Origin of the sequence: Brevibacillus parabrevis (genome assembly GCF_003710905.1) — a bacterium.
In the GTDB taxonomy this organism is placed as follows: Bacteria; Bacillota; Bacilli; order Brevibacillales; family Brevibacillaceae; genus Brevibacillus; species Brevibacillus parabrevis.
In genome coordinates this window covers 159,517-173,569 of sequence record NZ_RHHV01000019.1, presented here as the reverse complement: position 1 = coordinate 173,569, position 14,053 = coordinate 159,517, and the positions used below count along the sequence as shown (strand labels likewise).

Annotated in this window: 14 protein-coding genes; 11 read left to right on the top strand and 3 right to left on the bottom strand. The window is 52.9% G+C overall.

Annotation, left to right across the window (positions count from 1 at the left end):
* Positions 1–54: 54 nt before the first annotated feature.
* Both rluF and EDM60_RS24485 read right to left on the bottom strand, forming a co-directional pair.
* The gene (rluF, locus tag EDM60_RS24490; RefSeq protein WP_122966270.1) at positions 55–744 is read right to left on the bottom strand and encodes a 23S rRNA pseudouridine(2604) synthase RluF; all 690 of its coding nucleotides are present in this window, start codon (positions 742–744) and stop codon (positions 55–57) included.
* Positions 734–1,405 carry an MOSC domain-containing protein gene (locus EDM60_RS24485; protein ID WP_122966269.1) on the bottom strand — a complete coding sequence of 224 codons (672 nt, stop codon included), beginning with the start codon at positions 1,403–1,405 and terminating at the stop codon, positions 734–736. The genes rluF and EDM60_RS24485 overlap by 11 nt, the downstream gene beginning before the upstream one ends.
* Positions 1,406–1,549: 144 nt before the next feature.
* Here EDM60_RS24485 and EDM60_RS24480 point away from each other — a divergent pair, with 144 nt between their 5' ends.
* The 11 genes from EDM60_RS24480 (at position 1,550) to EDM60_RS24430 (ending at position 12,758) form a co-directional block, all read left to right on the top strand.
* Complete coding sequence (locus EDM60_RS24480; RefSeq protein ID WP_122966268.1) at positions 1,550–2,998, top strand: nicotinate phosphoribosyltransferase; 1,449 nt, start codon at positions 1,550–1,552, stop codon at positions 2,996–2,998.
* Positions 2,999–3,179: 181 nt separating this feature from the next.
* Positions 3,180–4,439 (top strand): Glu/Leu/Phe/Val family dehydrogenase, encoded by a 1,260-nt coding sequence (locus tag EDM60_RS24475; protein WP_122966267.1) that lies wholly within the window; start codon positions 3,180–3,182, stop codon positions 4,437–4,439.
* Between the two features lie 302 nt (positions 4,440–4,741).
* The gene (gene metA / locus EDM60_RS24470) at positions 4,742–5,656 is read left to right on the top strand and encodes a homoserine O-acetyltransferase MetA (RefSeq protein ID WP_063230562.1); all 915 of its coding nucleotides are present in this window, start codon (positions 4,742–4,744) and stop codon (positions 5,654–5,656) included.
* A 134-nt stretch (positions 5,657–5,790) separates the two neighbouring features.
* Positions 5,791–6,975 carry an ROK family transcriptional regulator gene (locus tag EDM60_RS24465; protein WP_122966266.1) on the top strand — a complete coding sequence of 395 codons (1,185 nt, stop codon included), beginning with the start codon at positions 5,791–5,793 and terminating at the stop codon, positions 6,973–6,975.
* 93 nt (positions 6,976–7,068) lie between these two features.
* Positions 7,069–8,205: an Ig-like domain-containing protein gene (locus tag EDM60_RS24460; protein ID WP_233454079.1), complete on the top strand. Its 1,137-nt coding sequence runs from the start codon at positions 7,069–7,071 to the stop codon at positions 8,203–8,205.
* 116 nt (positions 8,206–8,321) lie between these two features.
* A complete protein-coding gene (locus tag EDM60_RS24455) occupies positions 8,322–9,206 on the top strand; it encodes a LysR family transcriptional regulator (protein ID WP_122966265.1) in 885 nt (294 codons plus the stop codon).
* A gap of 98 nt (positions 9,207–9,304) precedes the next feature.
* A complete protein-coding gene (locus EDM60_RS24450) occupies positions 9,305–9,694 on the top strand; it encodes a CidA/LrgA family protein (RefSeq protein ID WP_122966264.1) in 390 nt (129 codons plus the stop codon).
* Entirely contained in the window at positions 9,672–10,370 is a 699-nt protein-coding gene (locus EDM60_RS24445) for an LrgB family protein (RefSeq protein ID WP_122966263.1), read from the top strand. Before EDM60_RS24450 ends, EDM60_RS24445 begins: the two co-directional genes overlap by 23 nt.
* 100 nt (positions 10,371–10,470) lie before the next feature.
* A complete protein-coding gene (locus tag EDM60_RS24440; protein ID WP_122966262.1) occupies positions 10,471–10,911 on the top strand; it encodes a GNAT family acetyltransferase in 441 nt (146 codons plus the stop codon).
* Positions 10,912–10,954: 43 nt separating this feature from the next.
* Positions 10,955–11,866: a DMT family transporter gene (locus EDM60_RS24435; protein ID WP_122966261.1), complete on the top strand. Its 912-nt coding sequence runs from the start codon at positions 10,955–10,957 to the stop codon at positions 11,864–11,866.
* A 61-nt stretch (positions 11,867–11,927) separates the two neighbouring features.
* Positions 11,928–12,758, top strand: coding sequence for a protein-glutamine gamma-glutamyltransferase (locus EDM60_RS24430; protein WP_122966260.1), 831 nt, complete (start codon positions 11,928–11,930; stop codon positions 12,756–12,758).
* A 49-nt stretch (positions 12,759–12,807) separates the two neighbouring features.
* On the opposite strand, the gene solA is transcribed toward EDM60_RS24430, so the two are convergent.
* Positions 12,808–13,944, bottom strand: coding sequence for an N-methyl-L-tryptophan oxidase (solA, locus tag EDM60_RS24425; protein WP_122966259.1), 1,137 nt, complete (start codon positions 13,942–13,944; stop codon positions 12,808–12,810).
* Positions 13,945–14,053 lie beyond the last annotated feature (109 nt).

The window sequence follows — 14,053 nt, the reverse complement described above, 5'->3', positions numbered from 1 at the left end:
GACCCCTGCAACGGAGTCTGTTTTTGGTTTTTTTCGCCGTTCGGCAAACAGCAATCAGGAAAGATTTTTGTTCAGTTCCTTCAGCTCTTCGCTGGTCAAGTTGCGCCATTGCCCGATCTTCAAATTGCCCAGTCTGATGTTCATGATGCGGACGCGTTGCAGCTGCCGCACCTGATAGCCGAATGCCTGGCACATGCGCCTGATTTGTCGGTTCAAGCCTTGGGTGAGAACGATATTGAAGACGCGCTCGTTTACTTTGGTGACTTTGCAAGGCTTGGTTACCGTGCCGAGTATGCGCACGCCGTTTGCCATTCCTTGCAAAAATGTGGCGGTCACAGGCTTGTCGACAGTGACGATGTATTCTTTTTCGTGGTTGTTTTCCGCACGCAAAATTTTGTTGACGATGTCGCCGTCATTGGTAAGCAGGATGAGTCCCTGCGAGTCTTTGTCCAGTCTGCCAATGGGAAAAATGCGCTCCGGGTGGTTGACGAAATCGACGATGTTTCCTTTGACGTGCAGCTCTGTAGTGCACGTGATGCCGACAGGCTTGTTCAGGGCGATATAGACGTGCTTTTTCTTCGCGCCGAGCGGATTGCCATCGATGCGCACATCGTCGCCAGGCGAGACGGTGCTCCCCAGCTCGGCAACGAGGCCGTTGATTGTCACTCGTTTGGCATCGATCAGCTTGTCGGCCTCCCGCCGCGAACAGATGCCCGTTTCACTGATGAACTTGTTAATTCGCATGGACAGTTCCTTTCGCTAATTGCTGTTGTTTTTCTATGAGCTTCTTTTTCCACGGCAAAGACAGCTCCTCGATTTCCAGCATGGTAGAAATCGTTTCTTCCGAGAGCGACTGGTTGTGGAAGTACAAATGGTGAATGGAGGCGACAGTCACTTGCTTGGGATGGGGAGTCAATAGAGTGATGGCTGAGTCCGGTTTGATCGTGCCTTCCTGCAAAACGCGGAAGAAGTAGCCCGTGTAGCCCGTCTCCACGACTGCCTTGAGCAAAAGATTGTTGTTGTTGCGCTTGTTGATGGTGGCACAAGGGTATCTGCCCTGCGACACTTGCAGGATGGTGTCTCCGATTTGATAAATATCTCCGATGCACACCTGTTCTTCTGTCATGTTGGACATAGTCAAATTCTCGCCGAAGGCCGATTGCGTCAAGCGTTGGCCGAATTTCTTTTCCCAATGGGCATAATGTTCAAAAGGATACGCGCACACGACGCGATCAGGCCCGCCGTGATAGGCGTGATTCGCTACGTCGTCTTCGTCGATTTTTGCAAAGCGGACAACCAGCTCGCTGGCTTCGTCTTTCCCGATTCCGGAGAGAAAGTCCTTGCCGTTGTAGCTCAAATTTTTCGGTAGCCCTTTACACAATGAAACGATTTTTTGGTCTGACATGCTCTTTTCCACTCCCGGTCGCACGTTTGGTTCTTTTCATTATTCCATACTATATCATATTTTTTCTAGGCTCCAAGGCAGATGGGCACCATGGGAAGGTTCTGGTATGATGTTGGAAAGGAATTGACAGGAGGCTTACGCGATATGCAATCATTTGGTGTGGCATTGCACACAGATAAATATCAGATCAACATGATGTACGCGCACTGGGTAAACGGAACGCACAATCAGAAGGTGGTCTTTGAAGCTTTTTTCCGCAAGCTGCCTTTTGGAAATGGCTACGCTGTTTCCGCTGGTCTGGAGCGAATCGTACACTATATAAAAAACTTGCGCTTTGAAGAAAGCGACCTGGACTATTTGCGTGAACAGGAAGAAAACTACAACCCGGCCTTTTTGGAGGAATTGCGCAACTTGCGTTTCCAAGGCTCGCTGTACTCCGTCAAAGAAGGGACGATGGTTTTCCCGAACGAGCCGCTGATCCGCGTGGAAGGACGCGTCATGGAGGCGCAGCTGGTTGAAACCGCCCTGTTGAACTACATGAACTACCAGACACTGATCGCGACGAAAGCTTCCCGGATCAAAAACGTGGCGGGCGACGACGTGCTGATGGAATTTGGTACGAGACGGGCACAGGAAGCAGACGCTGCCCTGTGGGGAACGAGAGCGGCGTATTTGGCCGGATTTGACGCTACCTCCAATATGCTCGCGGGAAAAATGTTCGGCATCCCGACAAAAGGAACACACGCTCACTCCTGGGTGCAAAGCTTCGAGGATGAAGAAGAAGCATTCCAGCGCTTTGCCGACGCTCTGCCGAACCAAGTGACGCTGTTGGTGGATACATACGATACGCTGAAAAGCGGCGTCCCGCACGCGATATCGGTCGGGAAAAAGCTGGCGCAGGAAGGCAAAAAGCTGACAGCCGTGCGTCTGGACAGCGGAGACCTCGCTTACCTGTCCACCAAGACGCGGGAAATGCTGGACAAAGCCGGGCTGACCGATGTAAAAATCGTCGCCTCCAACGATCTGGATGAACATACGATCATGAACCTGAAAGTGCAAGGAGCCAAAGTCGACAGCTGGGGCGTAGGTACACAGCTGATCACGGCGGCAGATCAGCCGACGCTCGGCGGTGTGTACAAGCTGGTGGCGCGCGAGGACGCCAATGGCGTGTTCCAGCCGACGATCAAGATTTCCGGCAATCCGGAGAAAGTGACGACCCCTGGCATCAAGGATATGTACAGACTGATCGACCCCGACACGGGCAAGGCGATTGCCGATTACGTGTGCTTCCCGGAGGAAACGACGATTGCGCAAGGCGCACCTGTCCAGTTGTTGAATCCAAGCCATCCGTATTTGAACAAGCAATTGACCCGTTACCGGGCAGAAGCTTTGCTCATCCCGGTGTTTGTCGCCGGGGAGCTGGTGTATCAACTGCCGACGCTTGCAGAAATCCGCGAGTACCATCGTGAACAGCTCAAGCTGTTCTGGCCGGAATATTTGCGGATGCTCAACCCGGAGCATTACCGTTTGCATATTAGCGAAGACATGTGGGAAACAAAAACGAGGTTGATGAAAGCGTATTTGAAAAAATAGGAGCAGCCGCCCGGTGCAGCAAAACATGCATCGGGCTTTTTTTATTTTTGACGAAAATAACACAATAATGTGAAAACACAAAAAAATAAATTGTCTGAATTTGGTCCTTTCGTATATAATGACTCCATTCATCCTTTAGCTCTGTGCCAGGGTGATGCACGATAGGTGGGGAGGATCAAGCATGCAAAAGACAGTAGAAAAAGAGAGTCTGAATCCATACGAGATTGTCCAGAAGCAAATCGATGCAGCCGCGGCGTTGCTTCGTTTGCCGCGCGAAGCCGTCGAAATCTTGAAAAGACCCAAGCGAGTGCTTGCCGTCCATTTTCCCGTCAAAATGGACGATGGCAGCGTCCGCGTTTTTGAAGGGTACCGTTCCCAGCACAACGATGCGGTGGGGCCAACCAAAGGGGGCATCCGTTTTCATCCTGACGTCACGATGGATGAAGTAAAAGCGCTCTCCATGTGGATGTCGTTCAAATGTGGAGTGGTCGGTCTGCCTTATGGAGGCGGAAAAGGCGGCGTCATCTGCGATCCGCACGAGCTGAGCCGAGGCGAGCTGGAGAGAGTGAGCCGCGGTTTCATGGAAGCAATCGCAGACATCGTCGGACCGGATACAGATATCCCTGCGCCGGATGTGTATACGACACCGCAAATCATGGGCTGGATGATGGATACATACAGCCGATTGAAGGGCGCCTATTCGCCGGGCGTCATTACAGGCAAGCCGCTTGCAGTGGGCGGGTCCAAAGGCAGAAACGAAGCGACGGCTCGCGGTTGCGTCTTCACGATTTTGGAGGCGTTGAAAGACTCTGGCCGCAAGCCGCAGGAGACGACCGTAGCCATTCAAGGGTACGGAAACGCAGGCAGGATCGCGGCAAGGCTGTTGACTGAGCTTGGCTTCCGAATCGTCGCCGTGAGCGATTCGCGCGGCGGCATCTACCACGAAAAAGGACTGGATATCCCGAAAGTCGGACAATGCAAAGATGCGTCCACGATTTTGGATTATCCGGGCGCTACCGTGATCAGCAATGAACAGCTGCTGGAGCTGGAAGTGGACATTTTGATCCCTGCCGCCCTGGAAAATGTGATTACAGCGGCAAATGCGAGTCAGATTCGGGCCAAGTGGATTGCAGAAGCAGCCAACGGCCCAACGACCCCTGATGCCGATGCGATTTTGCGCGAAAAAGGAGTCGTGGTCATTCCCGATATTTTGGCGAATGCAGGCGGTGTGACGGTTTCCTACTTCGAGTGGGTGCAAAACTTGATGAATTACTACTGGTCCGAGCAGGAAGTGAACGACAAGCTGCAAACGGCCATGGTCAACGCTTATCGCGCGGTGGCGGAGCTGGCGGACCAGTACAAAGTCGACCTGCGCACAGGAGCGTACATGATCTCGCTTTTGCGCATTACGGAAGCGATGGAGGCACGCGGCTGGATTTGACAAGTGGGCATACGGAACCGAAGCAGCCTCTCGCATGTTTTTTGGCGGGAGGTTTTTTCGTTCCATCCCGTTGCAGAAAAAGACCTGCTATTTTTCCTGGAATAAAGGTATAATGATTTGACGAAAAAGTTGCGCAATATTAAAACATATATAAGCTCGTTACATGTGCCGCTTTCCTGTGTTTCCCACGCGCGATTTTTCCATGTCGCTTCTGGTTCAAGCAGGAAGCCAAGTATTTTTGGCGAATTAGTCGGATTATTGTTTTTCTACCTGTTTTGCAAAGAATGGAAAGGGGGATCTTTATGCCAATCAAACTGCCCGACGAGCTTCCAGCGGTGGAAGTGCTGGCCCGCGAAAATATTTTTGTGATGAAGGAGAGCCGTGCGTTTACACAAGACATTCGGCCGCTGCGAATCGTCATCCTGAACCTGATGCCCGTGAAGGAAACAACGGAAACACAGTTGCTTCGCCTCCTGGGGAATACTCCCCTACAGGTGGAAATCGTTCTGCTGCACATGTCCAGCCATACATCCAAAAACACATCGGAAGAGCATCTGTCGATGTTTTATAAAACGTTTGAGGAGATCAAGGACCAATACTTTGACGGCATGGTGATTACAGGCGCGCCTGTCGAGCAGCTCGACTTTACGGAAGTGACGTATTGGGAGGAAATGAAGACCATCCTCGACTGGAAGCTGACAAACGTGACTTCGACCTTGCATATTTGTTGGGGAGCGCAGGCTGGACTTTATCACCACTTTGGCGTACCGAAGCATCCTTTGCCGGAAAAAATGTTCGGGATTTTCCCTCATACCTTGAACAAGAAAAATGTGAAGCTGTTCCGCGGCTTTGACAATTACTTTTACATTCCCCATTCGCGTCATACGGAAAACCGCCGGGAGGACATCGAGAAGGTGGCCGAGCTGGAGATTTTGTCCGAGTCCAGGGAAGCGGGAGTGTATGCTGTCGCGACGAAGGACGGCAAACAAATTTTCGTGACGGGTCATTCCGAGTACGATCCTACCACGTTGCAGGACGAGTACCAGCGGGATGTGAACAAGGGGCTGGACATCACTGTTCCGCGCAATTACTATCCCGGAGATGATCCGAGTCAGGAGCCGATCGTCACCTGGCGTGCCCATGCCAATCTGATGTTCTCCAACTGGCTGAACTATTACGTCTACCAGGAGACTCCGTACGACCTGAACAACAAGTGACACACGCACAACCATCCGAGAAATCGGGTGGTTTTTTATCAGTTGACGTAGTAGTGACTGACAGGTAGTGTGAGGGTAATAATCAAGGAAAAGCCAGCGGCATCTCATATACAAGCAAGGTGGGAGTTTCTGTGATGAAAAAAATCGTGAAACAGGACCAGGATGTTATCAAGCAGCACAACAAGCTGATGATTCTCGATATTATCAAAAAGCAGCGGCCGATCTCCCGGGCCGAGATCGCGAAAATTACGAGAATGAGCGCGACCTCGATCGGCCGTTTTGTCAGCGAGCTGTGCGAGGAGGGCGTAATTCGGGAGACGGAGCTGACATCGTCCGGCGTCGGCAGGAAGGCGATCATGCTCGACATTGAGCCAGGCGCGATCTATACGATTGGGGTCGACATCGAGAAAAAGCGGATCAGCTTCGGCATGATGGACTTCAGCGAGACGATCATCGCCCATCACCGCGTAGAACACAAGGCGTTGGCAGGGACGCCCGAAGAGACGGCAGCCCTGATTTGCCAGGAAATTCGCGGGATGATTGAGCAGCAAGGCGTACCAGCGGAAAAAGTAATCGGAGTAGGCATCGGCGTGCCTGGCGTGATCAACTACGAGCGGGGAGTCGTCGAGCTTTCCTCTACGTTGGGCTGGAAGGACGTAGCTTTTGCTGGCTTGATCGAAAAAGAGCTGGGCATCAAGACGGTAATTGACAATGACTTGAAGGTCAAAATCCTCGCCGAATATTTGTACGGATCGGCAAAAGGCTCGAACAAGACAGCCCTGATCGGCATCGGGACAGGCATCGGTTCTTCTTTGATCATCAACGGCGAAGTGTTTCGCGGCGGCTCGAACAGTGCGGGCGAACTGGGACATACAACGCTCGATCCGAACGGCAACTTGTGCGAGTGCGGCAAGCGAGGCTGCCTGCAAACGTATATCGATGAAAACGCGCTGATTCTCGAAGCGCGGCGGGTCAAGGAAGTGGCAGACGTCCGCGAGGTATTTGCCGCTGCGAGAGACGGGGAGCGCTGGGCGAAGGAGATCGTTTCCCGCACAGCGCTGTACATCGGGATCACGATCAACAATATCGTCTGCATGTACAATCCCGATACGGTCATTCTCAGCGGCGACCTGGTGGAAAATTACCGCGAGATTGTCGAGCTGGTCGAGGAGCATAGCGACCAAGTCATCTGGGAGCCATTTCGCGGGAAATTCCGGGTGATTCCATCCGAACTGAGAGGAACGGCGATCGTCATGGGAGCAGGTGCTCTGGCGATGCAGCACTTTGCGCCACTCGCAGGAACGTGGAGCGAAGACTAGAGCACATTTGGCAAAAAACATTTATCAACCCTCTCTAATATGCCGATATAGTAAATAGTGGAAAATAGATATAGAGAAGAAGGAGAGAAAACCGTGGCGAAGAAAAGCACGTACATGCGCGGCTGGCAAAAGGTTTTGCTGACGTTTGCCCTGACAGTCGGAACGATTCTTTCCGGCATCAGTCCTGTAACTGAGATGGCAAAAGCAGAGACAACAGCCAATCAGACCAAGAAACTGTCGAAGCTGACGATCAAGGACAAGACGGTCCGGTTGAAAAAAGACGGTATACAGCAGTTGAGCGTGATCGCGCAGTATGCGGACAAGACGACGGAAGATGTGACGCACAAAGCGGAGTGGTCCACGTCCAATAGCAGCATCGTGGCGGTAGAAGCGGGACTTTTGCGAGCGACAGGCAGCGGAACGGCAAAAGTAAAAGCCAGCTACGGCGGCAAATTCGTAACTGTGACGACAGAAGTAGAAGTGATCACGAAGCTCGTTGCCGACCAGAAAAAGCTTGTGTTAAAATCGGGAGCTGCCAAGCAAATCGCGGCAACCGCTACGTATTCGGACAAGTCGACAGCGAATATAACGACAGGGGCAGAATGGACGAGCGCCGATCCACAGATCGCGACAGTGGCCAACGGACTGGTGACGGCTATCTCCTCCGGCAAAACGAAAATCAAAGTAGTATACGGCGGCAAAAACGTGGTCATTCCGGTAGAGGTAGACATCGTTTCCACGCTGGAAGCCGATCAGAAAAAGCTGTATACACGCCCTGGCTTCTCGCAGGCGGTCAAACTCACGGCTGTAATGAGCAACAAAGAAAAGACAGACGTCACAAGCAAAGCGAAGTGGGCGTCTGACAACGTGAAGGTAGCAACGGTCGAAAACGGTGTGGTCACTGTTACCGGATCAGGCAAAGCCAAAATTACCGCTACTTACGGCGGGAAGACCATCGCGATTCCGGTCGAGGCTGCGGTTATCTCCCGACTGGAGCTTAGCGCAAAACAGCTTCAACTGAAAGTCAACGAATCCAAGGATGTGCAAGTGGCTGCCATCTACTCGGACAAGACGAAGGCCAATGTAACGGCTGAAGCGGAATGGATGAGCGCAGACAAGCGCGTGGTAACTGTGGCAGGAGGCAAGCTTACAGCTCTTGCAGCAGGCCGCACGACGATTGTCGCTACATACGGCGGCAAGATGCTGACGGTTCAGGTCACTGTAAAATAAAGCAGGCAAAGCAGCCAGGGCGCCAAGCGCGTCCTGGTTTTTTTTCATGGATTCGCCACCTGTGGTAAGCTGTACATAAACAAGGATCGAACGAACGGATCGCGTGGAGGCAGCGGATGGATATTCGACAACTGCAATACTTTGTGGAAGTAGCCAAACAAAGAAATTTTACAAAAGCAGCCAATGCCCTTCACGTCTCTCAGCCATCTATCAGCAAGATGATGAAGGCGCTGGAGGAGGAGCTTGGCGTCGTTTTGCTGGATCGCTCGGAGCGGAAAATGGAGCTGACCGAGGCGGGAGAGCTGGTGTACGGCTATGCGACAAAAGTGCTTCAACTGATGGAAGGAATGTCCTCGTCCATAGCCGAGATTCGCAATGTCGAGCGTGGGCGGGTAAAAATGGGCATGATGCCGACGGTAGGCTCCTTTTTGCTGCCAAATGTCATCGCCCTGTTCAAAAAACAATATCCGGGCATCGATATCGAAATGAAGGAGTACAGTGCGAAGCTGCTGGAAGTTCAGGTGGAGCAGGGAAGTGTCGATCTCGGACTGACCGTTTTGCCGACAGATGCGGAGAAATTTGCCGCTGTCCCATTAGTGTCCGAAGACGTCGTCGCGATTGCTCATCAAAAGCATTGGCTGGCGGGGATGGATGAGGTAAATTTGGCGCAGTTGAAAGACGAGGACTTTATTTTGTTCACCGAGGAGTACGCCATTCATGATGTGGTTCGCCAGGCGTGCATGAAGAGCGGCTTTGAACCGAAAGTGGCGTATATGAGTTCCCTGTGGGATTTTGTCGGGGAAATGGTAGCGACACAGCTGGGGATTTCCTTGCTGCCGCGTTCGATTGTGAGACGCCTGAACAATAGCCAGCTGCATACAGTGAACATCGCGTCGCCCGTGATTGATTGGCAATACGCCTTAATCTATCGGAAAGACAGCTATTTGTCCCATGCGACACGGGCTTTTATCGACTTCGTGAAGCAGCATTTATCACCATAACCAAATGGAATAGAAATCATGATATATATGTATTGTACGAATGGAATCGGGACGCTTTAGAATGAAGGTACCAACATGAAGGAACCGGAGTGGTCTCGATGAAAAAATGGTTCTTGCTCTTTGGGCAAGTTTTGCTGTTGTTTGGATTTACCTGGGTGGGAAAAGGAATCGCTTCGTTTTTGCCTATTCCTGTGCCCGGCAGCTTGATCGGGCTTTTGCTTTTGTTCATTTGTCTGCATAATGGCTGGGTGCGTCTGAAGTGGGTCGAGGCGGGAGCCACCCTTTTGTTTTCGCAAATGATCTTGTTTTTCGTTCCTTCGCTCGTCGGCATGATGCAGTATCCTTGGCTGCTCGGAGGAAAAGGATTGCTCGTGTTGATCGTCGTCGTCAGCGGATGCGCGCTGGTGATGGTTTCGACAGGCGTTGTTGCTGAGCGGTTGTTCAAACGTGGTGAGGTGAAGCAGCTTGATCCTGTTGAAAACGTGTAGCGTCCTGCTGACCATCCTGTTCTTTTACGCAGCGAAGCGGCTGAACAAAAAGCGGCCGAGCTTGCTGTTTTCACCAGCCGTGCTCGCTCCGGCGGCGATGATTGTGTTTCTGCTCGTGGCAGGCGTGCCTTACGTCGAGTACAGCCAGGCGACTTCCTGGATTAGCGAGATGATGGGCGTGGTGACAGTCGCTTTCGCAGTGCCGCTCTACCGGAACTGGGCGATTTTGATGGCTCACAGAAGAATGATCTTGCTGAGCTTGGCGACTGGCTCGCTGATTGCGATTCTCGCGGGCGTGTCTACCGCCATGCTGGTCGGATTGGGCCAATCGGCGGCGATCAGCGTCATTCCCCGCTCGATTACGTTGCCGATTGCGCTCAGTGTATCGGAAGCGATTGGCGGCATGCCGACGATGACAGCCGTGTTCGGGATGCTGACGAGCTTTGCCGGAGTGTTTCTGGCACCGTGGGTCATTAAAAGAATGAAGCTGCGCCATCCCGTCTCGATTGGCTTGATGTACGGCATGGGAGCGCACATGCTGGGGATGGTCAAAGCGTTCGAACGCGGCGACACGGAAGGCAGCAGCGCTACTTTGGCCGTCATAGCCGGGGCGATGATTACCGTCGTGTGGGCATTTACATTGATGCCTTTGATCATGTCGTGGTTTGCGGTATAACGGCATGGAGAATGAGGAGCTTCTTGGCAAGCTCCTTTTTCACGCGTATAATCGTATAAATATTAATATAAATTTATAAAAATACAAAAGGTGACGCGCTATGAAACTACAGTCATTTTCATTGGAGCAGTATGAAGAGGTCGTCGAGCTTTGGCAGCGGGCAGGGCTGGCGCTGTCCCGCTCGGATTCGCTGGAGGGATTGCGGCACAAGCTGGAGCGCGACCCGGAGCTGTTTCTGGTAGCCATCAACGAGGCAGGACAGCTCGCGGGGGCGGTAATGGGCAGCTACGACGGGCGGCGCGGCTGGGTCAATCACCTGGCAGTCGATCCGGCTTATCAGGGACAGGCACTGGGCAGCCGTCTCATGCAAGAGCTGGAACGGCGGCTGGCGAACGTAGGCTGTGAGAAAATCAACCTGTTGATCGAGCCGGAAAACAGCGGTGTGCAAGCTTTTTACAGACAGCTGGGCTTTACCGCTGACGAGCTGATTTTCATGGAAAAATGGATCGATGCCCCCAAATCTGACGAGAAAGGTGTATGATAGAGGGCGGGTTTAGACAGCTAGGCAGGAGGCAGCATGAATCATGAGACCTTTATACGTCGGATTGTTACTTTGTACCAGCTTCCTTTGGGGAGGCAATTTTGTCGTCGGTAAATTTTTGGTGGGACATGCGTCATCCTTGACCTTGACCAACTTGCGCTGGCTGATCGCCGTAGCCTGTTTGCTGCCAGTGGTCTGGATTCGCGAAAAGCGGATTCTGCCCTCGCGTCAGTCGCTTATCCCCTTGATTTTGATGGGCGTTACGGGTGTAGCTCTGTTCAACTTGTTCATGTTCTGGGCACTGGAGCGGACGGATGCGACCAACGTCGGGCTTTTGTCCACGCTCAATCCGGTTTCGATCGCCATTTTTTCTTTTTTGCTGGTGAAAGAAAAAATTCGTCTGTTGCAAATCGTCGCCATGCTGATTTCTTTCGCGGGGGTGCTCGTCGTCCTGTGCAAAGGCGACTTTGCCCATTTGTCGCAACTGCATTTCAACACAGGCGATTTGTGGATGCTCGCTGCCGTTGCGATGTGGGGGATTTACTCCGTCTGCGGACGCTGGGCGATGAAAACCGTTTCGCCGATGATGTCTACCCTGTATTCGGGGCTATTTGGCGTTATGCTGATGCTGCCCTTTAACGCAACGACATTCACTGTCGAGCGTACGGACTGGACCTTTTGGCTGTCGCTGTTTTACGTCGGGGTACTGGCGACAGTCGTCAGCATGGTCATGTGGAATGTCGGGGTGCAAAAAGTCGGGGCGACCTCGGCAGGCATGTTCCTCAACTTTAATCCGGTGTTCACCGCGATCCTCGCTTTTCTGTTGCTGGGCGAGACGATGAGCTTGCTCCAGCTTCTGGGCAGCGTCATTGTCATCGTCGGGTGCTACCTGTTTTCCAAGCTCAAGCATGTCCCGGCCAAAGCGGCAGGAGTGCTGGAGCAGGCAAGAGGCTGACACATGGACATGGGCGACTGCATACACATACGAAGGACAGTGTGTGTAGAGGAGGTTGCCCATGTTAATCATCAGCGGCAGACAGGCCAACCCTGCCGTTTTGGCAGACGAATGGGGATTGAACCGGGTACAGAGAGAAGTCGTGCAGCGGATGGCTGCGAGCGGGGAGGAATTTGTCTACCCGTCGCCGGAATTGCTTCAGTTCGAGCTGAAGATGAGAGATCATTTGGTGCGGTCAGCCATCGCGCTGTACGAGAGCGGAATTGCCTTTTCCACGTTTGAAAATTCACGGGCGAATCCCGTCTACTGGGATCGAACCGAGCTTGGCGGATTCCGTCTGCGGACGGGCGTCCCGCCATCGCAAGGGATTATCAACATTTTTCAGGAAGGGCGAAAATACGCGACAGAGTGCGCGACGGCGATGGTCATCATTTTGTATCACGCCGTGCTCCAGTCGATCCGGCGGGAAGACTTCGAGCGAATGTTTGCAGACATCCTGCTCTATGACTGGCGCTATGACCAGGATTTGGACTTGCGAACGACGAGGACGACCACCTTTTTGCCCGGCGATATTTTGTATTTTGCCAATCCCGACCACAATCCCGATAAGCCGCAGTGGCAGGGAGAAAACGCCGTTGATCTCGGCCGAGGGATGTACTATGGACACGGTGCGGGAATCCGCGACGCGGAATCGATGATCGAGTTTTTGAATGAACAGCGCAGGTATGGCGCTACCAGGTCGGCTTATTTGGTGCCGCAAGCGACGCGCCCGGGCTTTGCCTATTTGTTCCCGTATGACAACAAGCGCCCGCAGGTTCGCTTCGAACAGCAAGCCATGGAGATGAGCAGTCGGATCACAGCTCGCATCGGTTCGCTCTTTTGGGAATGGTGAACGAAAAAGCCTCCGGCCGCTAACATGGCGAGAGGCTTTTTGTTGATCGTCAGGAAGAAAAGCGGCTGAGCGAAAAGATGGACAGATCGAGCGTGGAAGTTCCGTCGAGGAGCAGCTGGCTCGTCGCCTCCCCTACAGCGCTGGCGAATTTGAATCCGTGACCGGAAAAGCCTGCGGCAAAGACGATGCCTGGATGCTCTGGATGACGATCGATGACAAAATGCTCGTCCGGCGTCATCGTGTAGATGCAGACCCTGCCTTGGCGCAGCGCCCCCGCCGCTTGCGGCATGTACGTCTCCAGAAACCCCCGGACATCCCCTTCATCAGACAAAAAGCTGCCGAATGTCCGCTCCAGTGTGTCAGGGTCGATAGCTTGTCCGCCGTCATGGCGGCCAATTTTGACGCCGCTGCCATCGATGCTGGGGAAGCCGTAGTAGATAGAATCACTGAGCTGAAAAACAAAGGCAGGAAAGCGATCGGAGCTGTACAAGCTCTCTTCCGCTCCGAACCAGGCCACGGTTTTGCGCGTGGGCACAAGCGGAACAGACAAGCCGAGCGAGTGCAGCAAGGGTGAGTTCCAGGCTCCGGCGGAAACGAGCAACTTTTTCCCGCGGTAGCTCTGCGAGTCTGTATGCACGATCACGTCTTCTTGATCCGTCTGCAAGCTGGTCACTTTGGTGTGGACAAGCAGTTCGGCGCCGGAAGCTACGGCGAGATCGCGGTAGGCGCGAATGCAATTTTCCGAGTACAAATATCCGGAAGCAGGTTCCAAACAGGCGTAAAAATCGTCAGGCAGGTTGATCCCGGCCCACCGTTCCCGGACTTCCCGGGCAGAGAGCACTTCGAGCGGCAAGGAGTAGCGCTCCGCACTTTCCCGCACTTCCTGTAAAAAAGCGCAGTCTTTCGCGCCAGCACTAAGCACACCTGTCTGGGAAAACAGCTTCATCCCGGAAGCTTCCTCAAGCTCTCTCCAAAGCTCCTGTGCCCGCAAGGCGAAAGGGACATACTGCTTGCCTTCTCCATAAGCGTGGCGAATGATGCGGGTATCTCCATGGTGGCTGCCCATCGTGTGCGGCGGGTCAAAAGCGTCAATCATCAGCGTGCTGACCCCGCGTTTGGCCAAATAGTACCCGGCCGCCATTCCCATTGAGCCAGCTCCGACGATAATCACCTCGTATGTTTGCATAAAGTTCTCCTCCTCTGTGAATCTGACCGACGAGCTTTTGCTTTTCATCCATTATAATATAGAGCTTGTGTTTTCATAGCGGCAATAAAAAGACGATTCAGACAATATT

What these genes read in the sequence shown, in the direction of transcription:
- rluF (WP_122966270.1), bottom strand. Translation starts at nt 744, where the DNA reads ATGCGAATTAACAAGTTCATCAGTGAAACGGGCATCTGTTCGCGGCGG.
- EDM60_RS24485 (WP_122966269.1), bottom strand. Translation starts at nt 1,405, where the DNA reads ATGTCAGACCAAAAAATCGTTTCATTGTGTAAAGGGCTACCGAAAAAT.
- EDM60_RS24480 (WP_122966268.1), top strand. Translation starts at nt 1,550, where the DNA reads ATGCAATCATTTGGTGTGGCATTGCACACAGATAAATATCAGATCAAC.
- EDM60_RS24475 (WP_122966267.1), top strand. Translation starts at nt 3,180, where the DNA reads ATGCAAAAGACAGTAGAAAAAGAGAGTCTGAATCCATACGAGATTGTC.
- metA (WP_063230562.1), top strand. Translation starts at nt 4,742, where the DNA reads ATGCCAATCAAACTGCCCGACGAGCTTCCAGCGGTGGAAGTGCTGGCC.
- EDM60_RS24465 (WP_122966266.1), top strand. Translation starts at nt 5,791, where the DNA reads ATGAAAAAAATCGTGAAACAGGACCAGGATGTTATCAAGCAGCACAAC.
- EDM60_RS24455 (WP_122966265.1), top strand. Translation starts at nt 8,322, where the DNA reads ATGGATATTCGACAACTGCAATACTTTGTGGAAGTAGCCAAACAAAGA.
- EDM60_RS24450 (WP_122966264.1), top strand. Translation starts at nt 9,305, where the DNA reads ATGAAAAAATGGTTCTTGCTCTTTGGGCAAGTTTTGCTGTTGTTTGGA.
- EDM60_RS24440 (WP_122966262.1), top strand. Translation starts at nt 10,471, where the DNA reads ATGAAACTACAGTCATTTTCATTGGAGCAGTATGAAGAGGTCGTCGAG.
- EDM60_RS24435 (WP_122966261.1), top strand. Translation starts at nt 10,955, where the DNA reads ATGAGACCTTTATACGTCGGATTGTTACTTTGTACCAGCTTCCTTTGG.
- EDM60_RS24430 (WP_122966260.1), top strand. Translation starts at nt 11,928, where the DNA reads ATGTTAATCATCAGCGGCAGACAGGCCAACCCTGCCGTTTTGGCAGAC.
- solA (WP_122966259.1), bottom strand. Translation starts at nt 13,944, where the DNA reads ATGCAAACATACGAGGTGATTATCGTCGGAGCTGGCTCAATGGGAATG.